Source organism: Kluyvera cryocrescens NBRC 102467 (genome assembly GCF_001571285.1).
In the GTDB taxonomy this organism is placed as follows: Bacteria; Pseudomonadota; Gammaproteobacteria; order Enterobacterales; family Enterobacteriaceae; genus Kluyvera; species Kluyvera cryocrescens.
Genome location: NZ_BCTM01000014.1, coordinates 25,968 through 47,594, shown reverse-complemented (window position 1 = coordinate 47,594; position 21,627 = coordinate 25,968). Strand labels below are relative to the sequence as shown.

Below are 21,627 nucleotides of genomic sequence, written 5' to 3'. Positions count from 1 at the left end.
GCCTTTTTCACATCTCACCCATCACGCTTATGCGTAAACCGGGAAGCGAGCACAGATTTCCAGTACTTTCGCTTTAATGCGTTCGATGGTGGCTTCATCATTGATGTTGTCCAGCACGTCACACATCCAGCCAGCCAGCTCTTTCACTTCGGCTTCTTTGAAGCCACGGCGAGTCACCGCTGGAGAACCGATACGGATACCGGAGGTCACAAACGGGCTCTTCGGATCGTTTGGTACGCTGTTTTTGTTAACGGTGATGTTAGCACGGCCCAGCGCGGCATCAGCTTCTTTACCGGTCAGGTTTTTATCCACCAGATCCAGCAAGAACAGGTGGTTTTCAGTACCGCCAGAAACCACTTTGTAACCACGGTTCAGGAACACTTCCACCATCGCTTTAGCATTTTTCGCAACCTGCTGCTGGTAGATTTTGAACTCAGGCTCCATCGCTTCTTTCAGCGCGACGGCTTTACCGGCGATCACGTGCATCAGCGGGCCGCCCTGGGCGCTTGGGAAGACAGCGGAGTTCAGTTTTTTGTACAGCTCTTCGCTACCGTCTTTCGCCAGGATCAGGCCACCGCGTGGGCCCGCCAGGGTTTTGTGGGTGGTCGTGGTGACTACGTGTGCGTGTGGAACCGGGTTCGGGTAAACGCCCGCAGCAATCAGACCCGCAACGTGTGCCATATCAACGAACAAGTATGCGCCGATGCTGTCTGCGATTTCACGCATTTTGGCCCAGTCAACGATGCCGGAGTAGGCAGAGAAGCCACCGATGATCATCTTCGGTTTGTGTTCCTGAGCCTGCTTCGCCATGTCTTCGTAGTCAATTTTACCGGATTCATCGATACCGTAAGGGATGATGTTGTACAGCTTGCCGGAGAAGTTAACTGGGGAGCCGTGAGTCAGGTGGCCGCCCTGTGCCAGGTTCATACCCAGAACGGTATCGCCCGGCTGCAGCAGTGCGGTGTAGACCGCGAAGTTAGCCTGAGAACCGGAGTGCGGTTGAACGTTAGCGTAGTCTGCGCCAAACAGTTCTTTCGCGCGGTCAATTGCCAGTTGCTCAACAACGTCAACGTATTCACAGCCACCGTAGTAGCGTTTGCCTGGATAACCTTCAGCATATTTGTTGGTCAGCTGAGAACCCTGCGCCTGCATAACGCGAGGGCTGGTGTAGTTTTCGGAGGCGATCAGTTCAATGTGCTCTTCCTGACGTACTTTTTCTTGCTCCATAGCCTGCCACAATTCGGCATCATAATCGGCAATGTTCATTTCACGCTTTAACATCCGCATCTCCTGACTCAGCTAACAATAAAATTTTGACCTGAAAAAGGCAGTCCTGTTGGACAACGGCCAACAGTATAACCGAATCGTTCTGTGATAACAGGTCTTGACAAACGAAATTACGCAAACGTTTACCTTCAAGCCACACAAGGGCTTGAGGAATAAAGGCCTTACGCCATGAAGCGGATTTCTTTTCAGGATTGTGATGCGAATAATTCATCTTGTAACCGAGTTGGTGCAATATGACAAAGAACCATTTACAAAGCAGGGGTATTTTTATAAGATGCATTTAATATGCAACATTAAGTGATAATCAAAGGAAGACCTGCCATGCTTGATGCTCAAACCATCGCCACCGTAAAAGCCACCATTCCCCTGCTGGTCGAGACCGGCCCGAAGCTCACCGCCCACTTTTATGACCGGATGTTCGCCCATAATCCGGAACTGAAAGAGATTTTCAATATGAGCAATCAGCGCAACGGCGACCAGCGCGAAGCGCTGTTCAACGCGATTGCCGCCTACGCCAGCAATATTGAAAACCTGGCGGCCCTGCTGCCCGCGGTCGAGAAAATTGCCCAGAAGCACACCAGCTTCCAGATTAAACCTGAACAGTACGACATCGTCGGCGGCCACCTGCTGGCCACGCTGGATGAGATGTTCAGCCCAGGCCAGGAAGTCCTGGACGCCTGGGGTAAAGCCTACGGCGTATTGGCCGGCGTGTTTATTAACCGCGAAGCCGAAATCTATCGCGAGAGCGCCAGCAAAACCGGCGGCTGGGAAGGCACGCGCGCGTTCCGCATCATCAATAAAACCCCGCGTAGTGCGCTGATCACCAGCTTTGAAATGGAGCCCGTCGATGGTCAGCCGGTGGCAGACTACCAGCCAGGTCAGTATCTGGCGGTATGGTTGAAGCCGGAAGGTTTTGAGTTCCAGGAAATTCGTCAGTACTCCCTGACCCGTAAGCCAGACGGCAAAAGTTATCGTATCGCGGTAAAACGCGAAGACGGCGGCCAGGTATCAAACTGGCTGCACAACGCCGCTAAAGAAGGTGATGTAGTGTATCTGGCCGCGCCGGCCGGGGACTTCTTCCTGCAGGTAACGCCTGAAACGCCGGTGACGCTGATCTCTGGCGGCGTTGGGCAGACGCCGATGCTGGCGATGCTGGATACGCTAGCGAAAAACCGTCATCCAGCGCAGGTAAACTGGTTCCATGCGGCGGAAAACGGCGAGGTGCATGCCTTTGCTGATGAAGTTAACGCGCTGGGCGCGCAACTGCCGCACTTTACCTCTCATCTGTGGTATCGCACCCCCACCGACAGCGACCGTCAGAGTAAGGCGTTTGACAGTGAAGGCCTGATGACGCTGGCGCCACTGGCTGCGAGTCTGCAGGATCCGCAGATGCAGTTCTATCTCTGTGGTCCGGTCGTCTTTATGCAGTACGCCGCGAAACAGCTGGTGGATCTGGGCGTGAACGCCGAGCGTATTCACTACGAATGCTTCGGCCCGCATAAGGTCCTGTAATGAAAAAGGCCCGATACGCATTGCGTTATCGGGCCTTCTGAATCAGGGTAGCGATGCGGATTAAATCGCCGCGTCGTCTTCTTCGCCGGTACGGATACGCACCACGCGCGCCACGTCAAAGACGAAAATTTTACCGTCGCCAATTTTACCGGTCTGCGCAGTACGGATAATGGTATCCACACAGGTATCGACGATATCGTCAGTCACCACGATTTCAATTTTGACCTTCGGCAGGAAGTCCACCATGTATTCCGCACCACGATAGAGTTCGGTATGGCCTTTCTGACGACCAAAGCCTTTCACTTCCGTTACCGTCATCCCGGTGATGCCAACTTCTGCTAGCGCTTCACGTACGTCATCGAGTTTGAAGGGTTTAATAATCGCATCAATTTTTTTCATGGTGTTCCTGTCGTTTTTATCGCGTAACCGGTTGCTCACCGTATCATAAATCAGACGTATGTCGGGTGCTACTCTTTAAAATCGTTCGCATCCAGTTCATGCCGCGAGAGCAGTTTATAAAACTCGGTGCGGTTTCGGCCGGCCATTCTGGCCGCGTGGGTGACGTTGCCTTTGGTAATTTGCAGCAGCTTACGCAGGTAGTTAAGCTCAAACTGATTGCGCGCCTCGACGAAGGTCGGTAGCGCGGTATTCTCGCCCTCAAGGGCCTGCTCCACCAGCGCATCACTGATCACCGGCGAGGAGGTTAACGCTACGCACTGCTCGATTACGTTGACCAACTGACGCACGTTGCCCGGCCAGTTTGCCGCCATCAGCCGCTTCATGGCATCGGTTGAAAAAGCCCTGACAAAAGGTTTATGCCGATCGGCAGCCTGGCGCAGCAGGTAATTGGCAAGCAGCGGAATATCTTCTGTGCGCTCGGCAAGCGTTGGGATCTTCAGGTTGACCACGTTAAGCCGGTAGAAAAGATCCTCACGAAATTCGCCGCGCGCCATCGCCTTCGGCAGATCCCGGTGGGTTGCCGAAAGAATGCGCACGTTGATCTCCAGATCGCGATTACTGCCCAGCGGGCGCACCTTACGTTCCTGCAGCACGCGTAGCAGTTTGACCTGCAGCGGCGCGGGCATATCACCAATTTCATCCAGAAACAGCGTGCCACCCTCGGCCGCCTGGAATAGCCCTTCCCGATTGCTCACCGCGCCGGTAAACGCACCGCGCGCGTGGCCAAACAGTTCAGACTCCAGCAACTGCTCCGGCAGCGCCCCGCAGTTGATGGCCACAAAAGGCTTGGCGTGGCGCGGGCTGGCGTTATGAATCGCCTGCGCCAGAATCTCTTTGCCGGTACCGCTTTGGCCGTTAATCAGCACGCTGACATCGGACTGTGCGACCATCTGCGCCTGCTCCAGCAGCCGCAGCATCAGCGGACTGCGGGTGACGATCGCTTCCCGCCACTGTTCATCCATCGCCGGAGACGAGCGCTCCAGCGCTTCATCAATCGCTTTATATAACGCGTCTTTATCAACCGGCTTGGTTAAGAAGCTGAACACCCCTTGCTGAGTGGCAGCAACCGCATCCGGAATGGAGCCGTGCGCGGTGAGGATAATCACCGGCATCCCGGGCTGGACTTTCTGAATTTCACTAAACAACTGTAGCCCGTCCATCTCATCCATCCGCAAATCGCTGATGACCAGATCGATACGCTCTTTTGCCAGCACCCGTAATCCTTGCTGACCGCTTTCGGCGGTGACTACGCGATACCCTTCGCTGGTTAAACGCATGCCCAGCAGTTTTAGCAGGCCGGGATCGTCATCCACCAGCAGCAGATGCGCGGGTTTACGGTTAGTCATGTTTATCCTCGTCAGTTGCGCCGCCGTGGGTCATATCAGCCCCCGGTTTACGGCTGGAAAGCTGACGTTCAATATCCGTCAGGTTTTGCAGCTTACGGGTGGTTAAATCCAGCTCCGCCTGTAGCTGCTGCTGTTGCAAACGCAGCGCGTCCAGTTGGGCATCGCTGGTTTCCTGCAGCTTGCTGTAGCGCTGACGCTCATCGGCAAGCGAAAGCTGTAGCGTCTGGTCATTACGCCAGATTTGATAAAGTGGGCGAATCCGCGCCGGGATATTTGAACTGAGGGCATCAATGTTGGCCACCACCTGCCGACGCTCGGTCGGGGTGATTTTCGCATCCGACAGCAAAATGCCGCGTTTGAAAGCCCCCTGCCAGCTTTCCATCGGCAGCGCATTGGCATCGGCGCGAGCGCGCGCCGCCGGAAGACGGTCAGCACAATCCATGCCGCGCAGCCAATAAAGCGGATTATTTTCCGCCGCCTCGCCGCTCAGTGCCCAGATATCATCGCAATCAGTCGACAGGTAATCAGCCACCTGCTGGCGCGGTTCGTTACCGTCGCTGCTGGAGCCAGCGGCATGCGGCGCCAGCGAAGTATGACAGCCGGATAAAACCAGGCAGGCGAGGCCAAATAACCCGCCACGCCACGGCAGTTGTCGCCGGTTTAAACGCGTTAAAAATTGGGGCATAGTCACTCGATATCGATTCATGTGGTTGTTTTTTCGAGCCCGGGAGCCGGGAGTTCAATACGGAAACAGACGCTGCCGTTCTGTGCGTCGATGAGATGGAGCTCGCCGTGCATTTTACGCACCGAGTCACGCGCCAGGCTTAAGCCAAGACCGCTGCCCTTCACCGCACCTTTACGCTGATGGCTACCCTGATAAAAAGGCTCGAAGATCATTAATTTTTCAGCATCCGGGATAGGTGTACCTGTATTGATCACATCAATAATAATCCTCGCCCCTTCCCGGCGGCTTTGCAGATAAATGTTACCGGATTCAGTGCCATAGTGCACCGCATTCGAATAGAGATTATCCAGCGCATTCATCAGTAACGTTGGCTCCGCCAGGCAGGCAGGTGCCTGAAGGTCAACCTGCGTGTGCATCATTTTAGCCCGCGCCGGCAGGCTGTGCGCAGAAACGACCATATCAACCAATGGTGACAGGGTGACCGGCTCCATGCGTATCGCGGTTTCGCTGAGCTTGCGGTTGTAGTCCAGCAGTTGCTCAATCAGCGTTTGCAGATTGCGGCTGCTGCTGTCGAGAATGGCGACCACCTCTTTTTGTTCCGCATTAAGCGGCCCCACCACCTGATCGGCCAACAGTTCGGTACCCTCGCGCATGCTGGCGAGCGGTGTTTTTAATTCATGGGACAGATGGCGTAAAAACTGGTGGCGCTGAGACTCCAGCCATGACAGGCGTTCACTCAGCCAGACGATGCGCCGGCCAACGGAACGTAGCTCGCGCGGCCCACGGAACATCACTTCACCGTCAAGCGACTGCCCTTCCCCCAGGCGGTTAATCATACTCTCAATCCCCTTCACCGGGCCGATAATCATGCGGGTGAATAGCAATACCATCGCCAGGCTGACCAGAAACAGCACCAGCGCCTGCCAGCCAAAGAACTGGCCCCTTTCGGCAATTGCCTGTTGCAGCTGCTGCCCGCGGGAAAAGACCACGGTACGTGTCGCCTGCACCATTTCACCGTTGGCGCTGGAGAAGGCGGCCAAACGTTCAGCCGCCATTTTTTTCGGCCCGCTGTTGGTGCACTCCAACTGCGCCAGATCGTGTAGATTCTGCCGCAACTGCTGATAGAGAGCCATATCAGGCAGTACGCCCGCATGTGCTTCGAGCATATCGCCATAACGCTTACGTTGGTTCTGATACACCTTGGCCAAAGTCGGGTCGTCGAGTACGCAGTACTGACGGTAGCTGCGCTCCATATCCAGCGCAATGTTGGCCATCGCTTCGCTGCGTCTGGCATCAATAAGCGTGGTGCGGTTAGTCTGCTCTGCCTGTGCGCTTAGCATATTCAGACTCTGCCATGCCTGCCATGCCAGTACTAACAGCGGCAACAGGATCAGCAGAAAAGATAACGTCACCAGCTGACGCAGCGAACGTGGAGAAAGTGAGAGGCGTTTCAAGGTGGTGTCTCAATAAAGCAACATACAGGAATGCTAACTGAGGTTACCGGAGAGGGAAAGGTCAGAAAGAACAAAGCCGGGCATAAGCCCGGCTTTGTTCTGGAATAAGGCGGTGCCTAACTCAACGTTTCGCCCGATGATTGATAAAGCAGAGCTATTATCAGTTGCTGGACGGCAGGCACCTTGTTGTGCGTCATTCGAAGTTTATGTAGCACGTCCCGAAGGGGCTGACATAAGAAGGTGAATGAGCCACTGGTTATTATTATGCACGATGCGTGCCACATTACAAAACAATTAATTAACATAATGATAAATATAGAAAATATACCAATAAAGGCCTATCGCTGCGCTGAGCGCTTTTTGACCTTTGTGTCGCCTATTAGCAACACCAGTACAACTAAAGTATAAATTCGTTATATATCAGATAATTAAATGTCTCTTTTTGGCGACAGTACACTACCCGCAATGTCGGGCTTTCCCGACACTGCGAACGGTCAGGGATATCAGCGTTTGCCCACGGCGGCGGCGGGCAAAAAAAAAGCCCCTCAATAAGAGGGGCCTGATGTGATAACCGTTAACTTAACCGAGCTGTTTACGCGCGTTACGGAAAATTCGCATCCACGGGCTGTCCTCGCCCCAGTTTTCTGGGTGCCAGGAGTTGGACACGGAGCGGAATACGCGCTCAGGGTGCGGCATCATAATGGTCACGCGGCCGCTTTCGCTGGTGACTGCCGTAATACCGTTTGGCGAGCCGTTCGGGTTAGCTGGGTAGGTTTCCGTCACCTTGCCGAAGTTGTCGACGAAGCGCAGAGCCACCAGGCCTTTGCTTTCAAGCTGAGCCAGATGCGCACCATCGCGGACTTCCACGTGGCCTTCACCGTGAGAAACGGCGATTGGCATACGCGAACCTTCCATCCCCTGCAGCAGCAGAGACGGGCTGCTGGCGACTTCAACCAGGCTGAAGCGCGCTTCGAAGCGGTCTGAGTGGTTACGCACGAAGCGAGGCCACAGGTCGCTGCCCGGGATCAGTTCGCGCAGATTGGACATCATCTGGCAACCGTTGCACACACCCAGCGCCAGCGTCTGCGGACGGTGGAAGAAAGTGGCGAATTCATCACGAACGCGGTTATTGAACAGAATGGATTTGGCCCAACCTTCGCCAGCACCTAATACGTCACCGTAAGAGAAGCCACCGCAGGCAACCAGCGCATCGAAGGCGTCAAGGCCGAGACGGCCCGCCAGCAGATCGCTCATGTGCACGTCAATGGCATCAAAGCCCGCACGATGGAAGGCAGCAGCCATCTCAACGTGAGAGTTCACGCCCTGCTCACGCAGAACGGCAACTTTCGGGCGCGCACCGGTCGCAATGTACGGCGCAGCCACATCGGCATCGATATCGAAAGTGAGCTTCACGTTGAGGCCCGGGTCGTTATCGTTCGCTTTTGCGTCATGCTCCTGGTCAGCACATTCCGGATTGTCGCGCAGACGCTGCATCTGCCAGGTGGTTTCAGCCCACCACATACGCAGCTGGGTACGGCTCTCGCTGAACACCGGCTGGCCATTCGCGGTCAGGGTGAAGCGGTCACCCGCAACGGCCCGGCCAAGATAATGCACGCAGTCCGCTAAACCGTTGGCGGCCAGAATCGCTTCAACCGCGTCGCGATCGGCGGCACGCACCTGAATCACCGCGCCAAGCTCTTCGGTAAACAGCGCCGCCAGACGATCGTCGCCTAAGGTCGCGATATCAGCTTCAACACCGCAGTGTCCGGCAAACGCCATCTCTGCCAGAGTCACCAGCAGGCCGCCGTCGGAACGGTCGTGATAGGCCAGCAGCTTACGCGCAGCAACCAGCGCCTGAATGGCGTCGTAGAAGCCTTTCAGCTGCGCCACGTCGCGAACGTCGGCTGGCTTGTCGCCCAACTGACGATAAACCTGCGCCAGCGCGGTTGCGCCCAGCGTATTGTGACCTTTACCAAGATCAATCAGCAGCAGGGCGTTATCTTCAGTAACCAACTGCGGTGTAATGGTATGACGCACATCTTCTACACGCGCAAAGGCGGTAATCACCAGCGACAGCGGTGAGGTCATCTCACGCTGCTCGTTGCCTTCCTGCCAGCGGGTTTTCATCGACATGGAGTCTTTACCCACCGGGATGGTCAGGCCTAACGCAGGGCACATCTCTTCGCCAATGGCTTTCACCGCCTCATAAAGGCCAGCATCTTCACCCGGATGACCGGCAGCCGACATCCAGTTCGCGGAGAGTTTAATCTGTTTGATATCGCCAATCTGAGTGGCGGCAATGTTGGTCAGCGCTTCACCCACCGCCAGACGGGCGGAGGCCGCGAAGTCCAGCAGTGCGACCGGCGCACGTTCACCAATCGCCATCGCTTCGCCGTAGTAGCTATCGAGGCTCGCAGTGGTGACGGCGCAGTTCGCTATCGGGATCTGCCATGGGCCAACCATCTGATCGCGCGCCACCATGCCGGTCACCGTACGGTCACCAATGGTGACGAGGAAGGTTTTCTCGGCCACGGTTGGCAGGTGCAGCACGCGGTTTACCGCATCGGCCAGCGAGATATTTTCCCGCGCCAGCGCTTCACCTTTCGCCTTCAGCGTCTGGACGTCACGGGTCATTTTCGGCGTTTTGCCAAGCAGCACGTCAAGCGGCAGATCGATAGGTTGATTGTCGAAATGACGGTCATTCATGGTCAGATGCTGTTCTTCGGTGGCTTCACCGATCACCGCATAAGGCGCGCGCTCGCGTTTACACAGCTCTTCAAACAGCGGCAACTGGTCAGCAGCAACCGCCAGCACGTAGCGCTCCTGGGATTCGTTACACCAGATTTCCAGCGGGCTCATGCCTGGTTCATCGCTAAGAATGTCACGCAGTTCGAATTTACCACCGCGTCCACCATCGCTGACCAGCTCCGGCATGGCGTTAGACAGGCCGCCCGCGCCGACATCATGGATAAACAGAATTGGGTTCGCATCGCCCAACTGCCAGCAGCGATCGATAACTTCCTGGCAACGGCGTTCCATTTCTGGGTTATCGCGCTGTACGGAAGCAAAATCGAGGTCAGCATCAGACTGACCGGAGGCCATTGACGATGCCGCACCGCCGCCCAGACCGATATTCATCGCCGGGCCGCCAAGGACGATCAGTTTCGCCCCAACGACGATCTCGCCTTTCTGCACGTGATCGGCGCGAATGTTGCCGATCCCACCGGCCAGCATAACCGGCTTGTGATAACCGCGCAGCTCTTCACCGTTGTGGCTATTTACCTTCTCTTCATAGGTACGGAAATAGCCGGTCAGCGCCGGGCGTCCAAATTCGTTGTTAAACGCAGCACCACCCAGCGGGCCATCGGTCATGATGTCCAGCGCGGTCACAATGCGGTCTGGTTTACCAAAATCTTCTTCCCACGGCTGTTCAAAGCCTGGGATACGCAGGTTAGAAACGGAGAAGCCCACCAGCCCGGCTTTTGGCTTCGCACCGCGACCGGTTGCGCCTTCATCACGGATTTCACCGCCGGAGCCGGTTGCAGCACCCGGCCATGGAGAAATTGCCGTCGGGTGGTTGTGGGTTTCAACCTTCATCAGGATATGCGCCGGCTCCTGATGGAAATCATAACGGCCGGTCGCGTAGTCGGCGAAGTAGCGGCCAACTTCAGAACCTTCCATGACTGCGGCGTTATCTTTGTATGCCGACAGTACGTGTTCCGGCGTGGTTTCGAAGGTATTTTTAATCATTTTAAACAGCGACTTCGGCTGCTTTTTACCGTCGATAATCCAGTCGGCGTTGAAAATCTTGTGACGACAGTGCTCGGAGTTCGCCTGCGCGAACATATACAGCTCGATGTCGTTCGGGTTACGACCCAGTTTGCTAAACGCATCCTGCAAATAGTCGATTTCATCTTCAGCCAGTGCCAGGCCAAGACGGATGTTGGCATCAATCAGCGCCTGACGGCCCTGCCCGAGCAAATCGACGCTGGCAACCGGAGCCGGCTGGTGATGGGCAAACAGTTTTTCCGCATCCTGCAGCGAGGCAAAAACGCTCTCCATCATGCGATCGTGCAGCTCTGCGGCAACGGCATCCACCTGTTCAGCGGTCAGGTTCGCAGCATCAATATAGTACGCTACGCCGCGTTCCAGACGCAGAACCTGCTGCAGGCCGCAGTTATGTGCGATGTCGGTAGCTTTCGAAGACCAAGGGGAGATAGTGCCAGGGCGGGGGGTGACGAGCAGCAGTTTGCCGGTAGGCGTATGGCTATTAAGACTTGGGCCATACTGCAACAGTCGCTCAAGTCGGGCCCGCTCTTCTTCGGTTAGCGGCGCGTCCAGGTCGGCAAAATGGACATACTCAGCGTATATATTGCTAACCGGGAGGTTGGCCGCCTGAAAACGCGTCAGCAGTTTGTTAATACGAAATGCAGACAGTGCAGGCGAACCACGCAGAATTTCCATCATAAGTCTCTCGTCTTCTCAGCTTTCAGTGTGCGCAATGGGGGAGAACGGGCGCTATTATAGAGAATCCTGCGCCCTGACGAAACCGTTTGCGTCAAAATAAAATCATCGCCGCGCTTTACCAATAGATGTGACTCACCTCTCGAATCAGTTGCCAACTGGCGTAATGTTAAGCAAAATGCCGCTCAATCTGTAGCAAACCTTAGTGTCGTCAGGGATACCCTTTAGCATCTCAGCGAATTAACTATTTGAAAAAACTAAAGATTAACTATCTGCTCATCGGCGTTGTGACGCTGTTGCTGGCAGCGGCCCTGTGGCCGTCAATTCCCTGGTTTGGCAAACCAGAAAACCGAATCGCCGCGATCCAGGAGCGGGGGGAGCTGCGCGTCAGTACTGTCCTCTCACCGCTGACCTATGGCAACTTCAATGATAAAGATATCGGCCTCGACTACGAGCTGGCTCAGCAGTTCGCTGACTATCTCGGCGTGAAGCTAAAGATTACCGTACGTCAAAACATCAGCCAGCTTTTCGATGACCTCGACCACGGTAATGCCGATATGCTGGCCGCAGGCTTGGTCTATAACAGCGAGCGCAGTAAAAACTATCAGCCCGGCCCGACCTATTACTCTGTTTCGCAACAGATGGTCTACCGCGTTGGTAATACCCGCCCGCGTAATCTGAGCAACATCAGCGCAGACCAGCTCACCGTCGCGCCGGGCCAGGTGGTGATAAGCGATCTGCAAAATTTAAAAGAGACGAAGTACCCTGATCTCTCATGGACCGTTGATGAAAAGCGCGGCTCGGTGGATCTGATGCAGGCCGTGATTGACGGCAAGCTGGACTACACCATTGCCGACTCGGTCGCCATCGGCCTGTTCCAGCGCGTCCATCCGGAACTGGCGGTGGCGCTGGATATCACCGACGAGCAGCCGGTCACCTGGTTTAGCCTTCAGGACGATGACAATACGCTCTCTGCGGCGATGCTCGACTTCTTCAACAATATAAATGAAGACGGTACCCTCGCTCGTCTGGAGGAGAAGTATCTCGGCCATGGCGACGATTTCGATTATGTCGATACCCGCTCCTTCCTGCGCGCGGTAGATAACGTGCTGCCTGACCTGCAGCCGCTATTTGAAAAGTACGCCAGTGAAATCGACTGGAAGCTGCTGGCCGCTATTTCGTATCAGGAGTCACACTGGGATCCGCAGGCCACCTCGCCAACCGGGGTTCGTGGCCTGATGATGCTGACCAAAAATACCGCCCAAAGCCTGGGATTGACCGACCGTACCGATGCAGAGCAGAGCATTAGCGGTGGCATGCGTTATATCCAGGACATGATGACCAAAGTCCCGGAGAGCGTTCCGCAGGAAGAACGGATTTGGTTTGCACTGGCGGCCTATAACATGGGCTACGCCCATATGCTTGACGCGCGAGCGCTCACCGCGAAGCAAAAAGGCAATCCGGACAGTTGGGCTGACGTCAAACAGCGACTGCCGCTGCTGAGCCAGAAACCGTGGTACAGCAAGTTAACCTATGGCTACGCACGTGGGCATGAGGCCTATACTTACGTCGAAAACATCCGTAAGTATCAGATAAGCCTAGTCGGTTATTTGCAGGAAAAAGAGAAAAAGGCCACGGATGAGATGGCGATAGCGCAAGCCTACCCGGCAGTATCGTCAGATGAATTGAACCAGAATCACTACAGCTTGTTCTCATTTATGCCGTCACCAAATCAAAACGACGCGGTGTCGTTTTTAATGTCACGGCAAAAATAAGTTATAGGGTCGCGGGAGGATTGGCTTTCGCGGCCTGCTTCAGCGCCTTTTGCTGCTGACGTCGATGGCGGAAAAAGTCGCTCAGCATGCCAGAACACTCGTCGGCCAGCACCCCTTCGGTAAATTCAATCCGGTGATTCATTCCAGGGTGATGCAGCACGTCGATTAATGACCCCGCCGCACCGGTTTTGGCATCACGGGCGCCAAACACCAAGTGCCCAATCCGGCTATGGACCATCGCCCCGGCGCACATCACGCAGGGTTCCAGCGTCACATACAGCGTGGTATCAATCAGACGATAGTTTTGCAACACCAAACCGCCCTGACGCAGTGCCATGATTTCCGCATGCGCGGTTGGGTCATGGCGGCCAATCGGACGATTCCAGCCCTCGCCAATCACCTGGTTGTTATGCACTAATACCGCGCCCACCGGCACTTCGCCCTCTTCCCAGGCGCGTTTGGCGAGCATCAGCGCATGCCGCATCCAGTATTCATGGTTCAGTTCAATGTCGGACAACGTGAGGACTCCAGATAATCAACGCCGCGCATTATACACAATATCCATCAAAGCGCAGCGCCCGCTTATTCCAGCTGTTCAAGCTCCCCGTGCGGCGTCACCCGCCAGCGATGCTCACAGAAAAAGAGTAGCGGGTTATCCTGTTTGCTGTCGCTATAGCCGCTGTATAAACGCAGCGGTGCGCCCAGACGCTGCTCCAGTTGCGCCACCTTTTCGCGCCCCAGACAGCGCACCGATAGCACCCGACCGCCGAATCCTCGGTGCATTTGGCTGCCAATCAGATTGACTCGCGGCATCCACGGCGCATCAGCGTAAGCGCGCTCGACCAGCGTCTGCGGCGAACCGGTAATCAGCCAGACGTCGGCATCCTGGCGGCTCAGGTAGCTGTCCAGGCGTTGCTGAACCACGGGAAACGGCGTTACCGTCGCCCGGAACCAGATGATAAAGCTGGCCTCCAGTGCGTTCAACGTCGCCTCGCGGCGGGCAAAGGTGCAGCCCCATAGCAACACGCTCATCGGCCAGCGCGCTGCACGCCCTTTCATTAGCATTGCCGCGCCGATAACGGGCAATAACGGCAGTACCAATAGCGCATTCAGCGGCAAACGGCGCAGCAAATAGCGGATAAACGCGCCAAACAGATCCTGCTGATGCAGCGTGCCATCGAGATCAAAAAATACCACGCGGCGGGAATGGTTGGTCAAATGCGGCTCCTGTAGTGACATATCAGTTCAGGAAATAGATTAACAGATACACCGCTCGCTTTCGCCAAACGAGTCTTCAACAAATGTCCGTTGAAAAGAATGCCGTTTTGCTGGCGACAGGAATATTTAATTCGCTATATCCGGTTATAATAGAATACATAATTCTTTCAAACGAGCAGAATGGTGTTTCGGTACAGAGTGGTCATTGTGCCCGTGAGGTTCTTATGAATTGTTTAATCAGTATTCGTCAGCGCTATCTTCAGCTGGCGCAAAGCGATAGAAAACTGGCGGATTTTATTCTGGCGCAGCCCGATCAGGCGCGTCACTTAAGCTCACAGCAGCTGGCAAGCCAGGCCGGCGTCAGCCAGTCCAGCGTGGTTAAATTTGCCCAAAAGCTCGGATTTAAAGGCTTTCCGGCGCTAAAGCTCGCCCTCAGTGAAGCGATGGCCAGTAGCGTCAACCCGCACTCGGTGCCGGTGCATAACCAAATTTGCGGCGACGATCCGCTGCGTCTGGTTGGTGAAAAGCTCATAAAGGATAACGTGGCCGCCATGCACGCCTCTCTTGACGTCAACAGCGAGGATAAGCTGGCGGAAACCGTCACGCTGCTGCGCGGCGCGCGGCGCATTATCCTCACCGGGATTGGTGCATCGGGGCTGGTCGCGCGTAATTTTAGCTGGAAACTGATGAAAATTGGCGTCAACGCCGTTTCTGAGCTGGATATGCACGCCCTGCTGGCAACCGTGCAGGCGATGACCCAGGACGATTTACTGCTGGCAATCTCCTATTCCGGCGCGCGGCGGGAAATTAATCTGGCCGCTGACGAAACGCTGCGGGTCGGCGGTAAAGTGCTGGCAATTACCGGTTTTTCGCCAAACGCTCTCCAGCAGCGTGCGACGCACTGCCTGTATACCATCGCCGAAGAGCAGGCCACGCGCAGTGCTGCCATTTCCTCAACCAGCGCTCAGATGATGCTAACGGATCTGCTGTTTATGGGTCTGGTACAGCAGGATCTGGAAAACGCACCGGAACGTATTCGCCACAGTGAAGCGCTGGTGAAAAAGCTGGTTTGAACGGGCCGAGTTCGACCCGTTCGGGATTATTCCTCTTTCCAGGGAATAGCCGGCACGTCTTCTTCACCGGTAATCACGCGGTCCGGATGTGCAGCCTGTTCGCCTTTCACAAACCTCGCGCTGACGGCACCAAATAAGGTGAACCCCAGAATGGTTGCCACGCCGCCATACATCAACGCCTTATCACCAGAGTTCATGAGCGCGAAGTAGCTGTAAGCCGCCCCTACGCCCGCGATGGCGTTATTAATAAGTGCCCGATGTTTCGGTACTTTATTGATCGCCTGGATGGTTACCAGTGCCGCCATCGACAAAATATAAGGGATAAGATTGGTCACCACCGATAAATCCACCACCGCCGAGAACTGATCGGAAACACCAACGTTGCTGGATATCAGGTGGTGAGCCCAGCCATAGCGCGTGCCATCCGGACTTGCGGGAATAGAAAACCAACTCAGAACCGTCTGTATCGCCAGCAAAATAAGCATCCCCGCGATGGGCGTGCCATGCTTATTGCACTTCGCAAATATCTTCACAAAGTAACCAACATCGGCGGAACTCTTAAAGACCTGCGCTGTAGTGAACTGCCAACCCAACAGGGAGCCGATGCAGGCGATAATCATCAAGCCCGTCACGATATTCCCCACAATCGGGGTAAACATGGTGGCGAATGCGAGGCCAAAAGGCGCGCTGGAGTGAGCAAGTTCCAGGTTAGGAATAATGCCGCCAATGACGTTGGTTGAGACAATGTAGATAATTGCCGAGCCGAGAGTGCCGAACAGTACCGCAATTGGAACGTTCTTCTGAGGGTTATCCACCGCATCGCTATTGGCACAGGCGGACTCCAGCCCTAAAAACGCCCACAGAGTAACCGCAACCGAAGAGCCTGCGGCACCAAACAGTGAACTGTTATGCGGATTCCAGCCGGCTGCATCGATTTCGGGTTTAAACCAGAACCAGCCAACGGTACACACCACTACCACGGGTGCAATCACGCCCCACACCGTAATTCCACCAATTTTACCGGTGATACTTGCCCCACCGAAATTGGCGAATGTCGTTATCCACAATAACACTATCGTCATCAGACCAATCTGTAACGGATTGGGATTAATATGAAACAGGCCGATAATATAGCCTACAGCCGTAATGGCGATAGCCACATTGCCTATCACAATTGCTACACCATAGGTGTAATTGGCAATATAATTTCCGGCTTTCCCGAAAGCATATTCTGCATAACCGCCCATCCCCCCGGGTTTATTACTCATGGTCCCGCAGCAAGCAAAGGCCCAAGCCAACGCCATTGACCCGGTGGCAGTCACCAGCCACGATACAATGGAAATATTGCCTACCTGCGCGAGCTTAGCTGGCAGTAAAATAATTCCCGAGCCCAGCATATTTATCGCAGTCAGCATTGTTAACTGCGTAACGCTCATTTTTTTAATTGCCATAATATTTTCCCATAAAAAGGATTAACATGCGTTACTTGCTGGTTTTCAGGCACTGGACGTAATAAATGCCATTTTCATTTTCTACGCCATGAATATCATGAGCAAAGCCAGGGAAACGCTGATCCCACTGCTGCAGAATTTTTAAATAACGTATGTAAGGGCTACCTTTCCCACCGGCGCTCTCCCCAGGCATCAGCATCGGTATTCCAGGCGGATAAGGCACAACGCCGGTCGCGAGAATACAGTTGTACAGGTTATCTACACTTACGGTTTGAATGTCGTTATGCACTAATTTGACGTAAGCATCCGCGGGGGTCATTACCGGTTCAGGAAGTGTGGTAAATGCCTCTGCCTGGACGTGAGTTAACCCAGTATCTTTAAAGAAGGTAAACATTTCGTCCGCCAGGGTTTTCAGCCCCTTGCCTTTGTAAGCTGCCGGGCAATCACTCTCCTGGGTATACAGCAACTGTTCGACAGGGACGTTGGCATCATAAGCATCTTTAAACTTCAGCAAGGCGTTTAGCAGCGTGCCATATTTACCTTTGGTAATTCCAAGTGAGAAGAGGAACAAGATTGTGAAATCGGTGGTTTTCTCTACCTGGATACCGCGCTGACTAAGAAACGCGGTCACCAGCACCGCGGGTATCCCCATTGCCTCTAGCGACCCATCGATCGCCATGCCGGGCATCACGACCGACACTTTTATCGGGTCGAGCATGCAGTAACCGTCTTCAATCCCCTGAAAACCGTGCCATTTATCATCTGCCCGCAGCTCCCAGCAACGCGGATCGTTTACCAGCAGACTAAGCGGCGCATCTTCAAAGGAAACTGTTTTTCCTGAATCAGGATCGGTAACAAAATCCGCGTTCCAGGTGGAGAAAAACCAGTCCTGGTTATCCTGCAATTCACGGCGAATACGTCTAACGGCTTTACGAAAACGTACCGCTTCAGTAATCGACTCTGTCGTCAGGTACTTTCCGCTCTGCCCGCGCATCATTTCCGCAGAAACTTCGTTTGCCATGATGATTGGATAGAGCGGCGAGGTCGATGCATGCATCATGTAAGATTCGTTGAAGCGGGAGTGCGGCACAGGATTACGCCCATCCCTAACGCCGATAAGTGAGGCCTGAGAAAGTGCAGCCAGCAGTTTGTGCGTAGAGGTCGTTGTGAAAATGGTCGGTAGGTTTTTCGGATAATCCTCCGCTTCGCCATACATGCCAAAACGTTCGGCATACAGCGGATTGAACCGTGCGTAACCGTACCATGCCTCGTCAAAATGGATACGATCTACGCTAGCATCAAGCTGTTTGACTACCGTCGGCACATGATAGGTCAGGCCATCATAGGTCGAGTTGGTGATTATCGCGTGTAGTGGTTTCTGTTTTTTATCCGTCGCGAGTGGGTTGCAGGCAATGGCTTTTTTGACTTCAGATGCGCTCAGCGTCCTGGCATAAACCGGACCAATAATGCCGAGGTAATTACGTGACGGCATTAAATAGGTTGGCACCACGCCGGTCATTGTCAGCGCCTGCTCCGTTGACTTGTGCGCATTACGGTCACATAAAGCATAATCACCACGTGCTACCGAGGACATCATGATGACGCGGTTGGACATCGACGAACCATTCGTGACCGTATAGGCTCTATCCGCGCCGAAAACTTTGGCGCAGAATTTTTCACTCTCGCCGATCGGCCCGCTGTGATCCAGCAACGACCCCAGTTCACCCACCGAAATAGAAAGGTCCGAACGCAACAAATTTTCGCCGAAATAATCATGGAAGGCTCGCCCAACGGCAGATTTCATAAAGGCAGTTCCTCCGGCATGACCAGGTGTATGCCACGAATATTCGTATTTTTGAGCAAACTCAAAAATAGCGCGCGTTAATGGGGGCACTGTTTTTTGTCGATAAGATAAAATTGCGGAATGCGCTCGCCCGGCGAGAAAAAAAGGCGTATCTTCCTGAATCCATATTAATTCATCTGTCTCCCGCATAATCTCATGCGTAAGATTTTCGCCCTGTCGATTATCAAGTAATAAAAATAATGGCACCATCTGACTTTTACTGCGTAAGGATTCAATCACCTTTTTGGCAGATTCATTATGCTGCTCATCTTCATTTATTACCCAATCAAGTATAACCAATTCAATTGTTGCGTCATTATGTATCACCGCTGTAGCGCCATCCGCAGAATCTGCAAGTACGGTAGTGATACCTTTACTATTCATCTCGTTAATTAGTGTCGTTATCGAGTCGTTAACGACGCTGACATGACTAGTACTATTATGAACAATTAATGCTTTTAACGTAATAAGTCTTTCACCGTGAACTTCCATGATTACCTCCATTTTAGAATCCTTCCCAGGAAAATATTTCTTCAGGTATCGATAAAGAATACAGCTGTAATAAAACATGAAAAACAATACCAAGCATTTAACGGAAATGAGGTTCTATTAGACGGATAAATAACTCTAATTACATTTATAAGCCAGGGAAATACAATTATCTTTATTAAGGTTATTATCGCGCTACAACTTAATAAGTACATTTAAATGTTAATACAAAGCGATTGGAAAGTGTAACGGCGTAATAATATCGTTAAATTTCATTAAATTGAAATTTAAATCGGTTGCAAAACATACATAAAACCAATAAAAACGTGGCCCAGAAGGAGAATGAGCGTATAATACCGCCCTGTTTATTATGTTTCTGAGAATTTCCTGATGGCGCTGTTAATCACCAAAAAATGTATCAATTGCGATATGTGTGAACCGGAATGTCCAAACGAGGCCATTTCGATGGGTGATAATATCTATGAGATCAACAGCGATCGTTGCACCGAATGCATCGGCCATTACGACACGCCAACCTGTCAGAAAGTGTGCCCGATCCCGAATACTATTTTAAAGGATCCGGCACATCTGGAAAGCGAAGAGCAGCTGTGGGACAAGTTTGTCCAGATGCATCACGCGGACAAAATTTAGCTTTCTACAATCACCGTCGCGCAAGCATAGTGGCGTTCATCGGCGAGCGTCACGTGAATATGCACAATCCCCATCTGCTCTGCCAGGCGTTGTGCTTCCCCCCATAGCCGCAGCTTCGGTTTGCCCAACTCGTCGTTGTATATTTCAAACTGATTGAACGCCAGGCCGTTGCGAATACCGGTGCCCATCGCTTTTGACGCGGCCTCTTTAACCGCAAAGCGTTTCGCCAGAAAACGTACCGGCTGCTGATGCGTTTCCCAGATAGCCCACTCATTCTCGCTGAGCACGCGACGAGCGAGGCGATCGCCGCTACGGGCGATCACCCCTTCAATGCGGGCGATTTCGACGATGTCGGTACCTAACCCTAGAATTGCCATTAGCCGCGCGCTTCCAGCATCAGGCGTTTCATTTCGGCGACCGCTTCTTTCAGGCCCGTCATCACTGCGCGTCCGATAATGGCGTGGCCAATGTTCAGTTCGTGCATTTCTGGCAGAGCGGCAACGGCTTTCACATTGTGGTAAGTCAGGCCATGCCCGGCATTGACCTTCAGACCGAGGCTTGCCGCGTAGGTGGCGGCTTTTGCGATGCGTTCCAGCTCTTTTGCCTGTTCAGCATCGGTGGTGGCATCAGCGTAGCAGCCGGTATGAATTTCGATATACGGCGCGCCCACGTCAGCCGCAGCTTTAATCTGCGCGTTGTCAGCATCAATAAACAGCGAGACCAGGATACCCGCATCCGCCAGGCGCTTGCAGGCATCTCGCATTTTGTCGAGCTGGCCGGCAACGTCCAGACCGCCTTCGGTGGTGACTTCCTGACGCTTCTCTGGCACCAGGCAGCAGAAATGCGGCTTGGTTTCGCAGGCGATAGCCAGCATCTCTTCGGTCACCGCCATTTCCAGGTTCATGCGGGTGTCGAGCGTTTGACGCAAAATACGCACATCGCGGTCGGTGATATGACGACGGTCTTCACGTAAATGCACGGTGATGCCATCAGCACCGGCCTGCTCGGCGATAAACGCAGCCTGCACTGGGTCCGGGTATGCGGTGCCGCGTGCGTTACGCAGGGTGGCAATGTGATCAATATTGACGCCTAACAGTAATTCAGCCATGACAATCCTCGTGTCTTTATTTTTAACGTTCTTTTTCTCTCACCCCGTCCTTCTACGCAAAATACGCGAGCGGGTAAAGCGGAGCGAGTGTAATACGGGTTATCGCTTTGGCACAAACTGACGAAACAGCTCGCGGCTCTTTAGCGGTTTGCCACCAAGATACGGCTTTAGCGCCATACGGGTAAAGCGCTTAGCGGCGCGCAGGACATCGGTATCAGGAAATTCCCGGCTCGCCAGCGCTTTTAAGTGCCGCCCGGTAAAGGTGTTGTTATCCATCACGATACTGGCAATAAAGCCCTTCTCTTCACGATAGCGATAGGTCATGGTGTCATCAACCTCATCACCGCTCCCCGCACAGTGCAGGAAATCGACGCCATACCCAAGATGCCCCAGCAGCGCCAGCTCGAAACGACGCAGCGCCGGTTCCGGCGAGCCTGTTGCGCCAGCGAGCGCCTGGATGCAGTGCAAATAATCAAAGAAGAGTTCAGAGAAGCGGGTTTCGTGCTCAAGCACGCGAGAAATGAGCTCGTTGACGTACAGGCCGCTGTAAAGCGTGATGCCGCTTAGCGGTAGCGCCAGGGAGACGGCTTCTGCGCTACGCAGCGTTTTGACTTCGCCGCGTCCGCCAAAGCGAACTAACAAGGGGGTAAAGGGCTGAAGCGCACCTTTGAGATTAGAGCGTTTGGAACGTGCGCCTTTAGCCACAAGGCGCACGCGACCCGACTCTTCCGTGAAGACGTCCAGCATCAGGCTGGTTTCGCTCCAGGGACGACTATGCAGGACGAAAGCGCGCTGCCAGCCCTCCATCGGGG

Annotated in this window: 17 protein-coding genes; 4 read left to right on the top strand and 13 right to left on the bottom strand. The window is 53.9% G+C overall.

Annotated features, from left to right (window positions below):
• Positions 1-27: 27 nt before the first annotated feature.
• Positions 28-1,281, bottom strand: coding sequence for a serine hydroxymethyltransferase (glyA, locus tag KCR01S_RS11525; RefSeq protein ID WP_061282888.1), 1,254 nt, complete (start codon positions 1,279-1,281; stop codon positions 28-30).
• Between the two features lie 327 nt (positions 1,282-1,608).
• Between glyA and hmpA the strand changes: the two genes are divergently transcribed.
• Entirely contained in the window at positions 1,609-2,799 is a 1,191-nt protein-coding gene (gene hmpA / locus KCR01S_RS11515; RefSeq protein WP_061282887.1) for an NO-inducible flavohemoprotein, read from the top strand.
• Between the two features lie 60 nt (positions 2,800-2,859).
• On the opposite strand, the gene glnB is transcribed toward hmpA, so the two are convergent.
• The 5 genes from glnB to purL all read right to left on the bottom strand — a co-directional run bounded on the left by glnB (position 2,860) and on the right by purL (position 11,210).
• A complete protein-coding gene (gene glnB / locus KCR01S_RS11510; protein WP_002438074.1) occupies positions 2,860-3,198 on the bottom strand; it encodes a nitrogen regulatory protein P-II in 339 nt (112 codons plus the stop codon).
• 68 nt (positions 3,199-3,266) lie between these two features.
• Positions 3,267-4,604 carry a two-component system response regulator GlrR gene (gene glrR, locus KCR01S_RS11505; protein ID WP_061282886.1) on the bottom strand — a complete coding sequence of 446 codons (1,338 nt, stop codon included), beginning with the start codon at positions 4,602-4,604 and terminating at the stop codon, positions 3,267-3,269.
• Entirely contained in the window at positions 4,597-5,310 is a 714-nt protein-coding gene (gene qseG, locus KCR01S_RS11500; RefSeq protein WP_061282885.1) for a two-component system QseEF-associated lipoprotein QseG, read from the bottom strand. Before qseG ends, glrR begins: the two co-directional genes overlap by 8 nt.
• A complete protein-coding gene (locus tag KCR01S_RS11495) occupies positions 5,307-6,743 on the bottom strand; it encodes a sensor histidine kinase (protein ID WP_061282884.1) in 1,437 nt (478 codons plus the stop codon). The genes qseG and KCR01S_RS11495 overlap by 4 nt, the downstream gene beginning before the upstream one ends.
• A 579-nt stretch (positions 6,744-7,322) precedes the next feature.
• The gene (purL, locus tag KCR01S_RS11490; protein WP_061282883.1) at positions 7,323-11,210 is read right to left on the bottom strand and encodes a phosphoribosylformylglycinamidine synthase; all 3,888 of its coding nucleotides are present in this window, start codon (positions 11,208-11,210) and stop codon (positions 7,323-7,325) included.
• Between the two features lie 245 nt (positions 11,211-11,455).
• Between purL and mltF the strand changes: the two genes are divergently transcribed.
• A complete protein-coding gene (gene mltF, locus KCR01S_RS11485) occupies positions 11,456-12,982 on the top strand; it encodes a membrane-bound lytic murein transglycosylase MltF (protein WP_061282882.1) in 1,527 nt (508 codons plus the stop codon).
• A 1-nt stretch (position 12,983) separates the two neighbouring features.
• Here the strand turns inward: mltF and tadA are convergent, their stop codons facing one another.
• Together tadA and yfhb are read right to left on the bottom strand one after the other, a co-directional pair.
• Entirely contained in the window at positions 12,984-13,499 is a 516-nt protein-coding gene (tadA, locus tag KCR01S_RS11480; RefSeq protein ID WP_061282881.1) for a tRNA adenosine(34) deaminase TadA, read from the bottom strand.
• A gap of 65 nt (positions 13,500-13,564) precedes the next feature.
• Positions 13,565-14,200, bottom strand: a complete 636-nt coding sequence (gene yfhb / locus KCR01S_RS11475; RefSeq protein WP_061282880.1) for a phosphatidylglycerophosphatase C — start codon at positions 14,198-14,200, stop codon at positions 13,565-13,567.
• Between the two features lie 224 nt (positions 14,201-14,424).
• On the opposite strand from yfhb, the gene KCR01S_RS11470 reads away from it, so the two are divergent.
• A complete protein-coding gene (locus tag KCR01S_RS11470; RefSeq protein ID WP_061282879.1) occupies positions 14,425-15,273 on the top strand; it encodes a MurR/RpiR family transcriptional regulator in 849 nt (282 codons plus the stop codon).
• 26 nt (positions 15,274-15,299) lie between these two features.
• On the opposite strand, the gene potE is transcribed toward KCR01S_RS11470, so the two are convergent.
• The gene (gene potE / locus KCR01S_RS11465; RefSeq protein WP_061282878.1) at positions 15,300-16,724 is read right to left on the bottom strand and encodes a putrescine-ornithine antiporter; all 1,425 of its coding nucleotides are present in this window, start codon (positions 16,722-16,724) and stop codon (positions 15,300-15,302) included.
• 31 nt (positions 16,725-16,755) lie between these two features.
• On the bottom strand, positions 16,756-19,059 hold the full coding sequence (locus KCR01S_RS11460; RefSeq protein WP_061282979.1) for an Orn/Lys/Arg family decarboxylase: 2,304 nt from the start codon (positions 19,057-19,059) through the stop codon (positions 16,756-16,758).
• A 387-nt stretch (positions 19,060-19,446) separates the two neighbouring features.
• Between KCR01S_RS11460 and KCR01S_RS11455 the strand changes: the two genes are divergently transcribed.
• Positions 19,447-19,707, top strand: coding sequence for a YfhL family 4Fe-4S dicluster ferredoxin (locus KCR01S_RS11455; RefSeq protein WP_061282877.1), 261 nt, complete (start codon positions 19,447-19,449; stop codon positions 19,705-19,707).
• On the opposite strand, the gene acpS is transcribed toward KCR01S_RS11455, so the two are convergent.
• From acpS to recO, 3 genes are all read right to left on the bottom strand, one after another.
• The gene (acpS, locus tag KCR01S_RS11450) at positions 19,704-20,084 is read right to left on the bottom strand and encodes a holo-ACP synthase (RefSeq protein WP_061282876.1); all 381 of its coding nucleotides are present in this window, start codon (positions 20,082-20,084) and stop codon (positions 19,704-19,706) included. The two genes, KCR01S_RS11455 and acpS, sit on opposite strands and share 4 nt — an antisense overlap.
• Positions 20,084-20,815, bottom strand: a complete 732-nt coding sequence (gene pdxJ / locus KCR01S_RS11445; RefSeq protein WP_061282875.1) for a pyridoxine 5'-phosphate synthase — start codon at positions 20,813-20,815, stop codon at positions 20,084-20,086. Before pdxJ ends, acpS begins: the two co-directional genes overlap by 1 nt.
• 99 nt (positions 20,816-20,914) lie before the next feature.
• Positions 20,915-21,622, bottom strand: coding sequence for a DNA repair protein RecO (recO, locus tag KCR01S_RS11440; RefSeq protein WP_061282874.1), 708 nt, complete (start codon positions 21,620-21,622; stop codon positions 20,915-20,917).
• Positions 21,623-21,627: the final 5 nt, after the last annotated feature.

Excerpts from the sequence above, each read along its gene's own strand:
- potE (WP_061282878.1), bottom strand. The coding sequence starts at position 16,724 with ATGGCAATTAAAAAAATGAGCGTTACGCAGTTAACAATGCTGACTGCG.
- pdxJ (WP_061282875.1), bottom strand. The coding sequence starts at position 20,815 with ATGGCTGAATTACTGTTAGGCGTCAATATTGATCACATTGCCACCCTG.
- recO (WP_061282874.1), bottom strand. The coding sequence starts at position 21,622 with ATGGAGGGCTGGCAGCGCGCTTTCGTCCTGCATAGTCGTCCCTGGAGC.
- purL (WP_061282883.1), bottom strand. The coding sequence starts at position 11,210 with ATGATGGAAATTCTGCGTGGTTCGCCTGCACTGTCTGCATTTCGTATT.
- hmpA (WP_061282887.1), top strand. The coding sequence starts at position 1,609 with ATGCTTGATGCTCAAACCATCGCCACCGTAAAAGCCACCATTCCCCTG.
- glyA (WP_061282888.1), bottom strand. The coding sequence starts at position 1,281 with ATGTTAAAGCGTGAAATGAACATTGCCGATTATGATGCCGAATTGTGG.
- glrR (WP_061282886.1), bottom strand. The coding sequence starts at position 4,604 with ATGACTAACCGTAAACCCGCGCATCTGCTGCTGGTGGATGACGATCCC.
- KCR01S_RS11455 (WP_061282877.1), top strand. The coding sequence starts at position 19,447 with ATGGCGCTGTTAATCACCAAAAAATGTATCAATTGCGATATGTGTGAA.
- KCR01S_RS11470 (WP_061282879.1), top strand. The coding sequence starts at position 14,425 with ATGAATTGTTTAATCAGTATTCGTCAGCGCTATCTTCAGCTGGCGCAA.
- acpS (WP_061282876.1), bottom strand. The coding sequence starts at position 20,084 with ATGGCAATTCTAGGGTTAGGTACCGACATCGTCGAAATCGCCCGCATT.
- KCR01S_RS11460 (WP_061282979.1), bottom strand. The coding sequence starts at position 19,059 with ATGGAAGTTCACGGTGAAAGACTTATTACGTTAAAAGCATTAATTGTT.
- qseG (WP_061282885.1), bottom strand. The coding sequence starts at position 5,310 with ATGAATCGATATCGAGTGACTATGCCCCAATTTTTAACGCGTTTAAAC.
- glnB (WP_002438074.1), bottom strand. The coding sequence starts at position 3,198 with ATGAAAAAAATTGATGCGATTATTAAACCCTTCAAACTCGATGACGTA.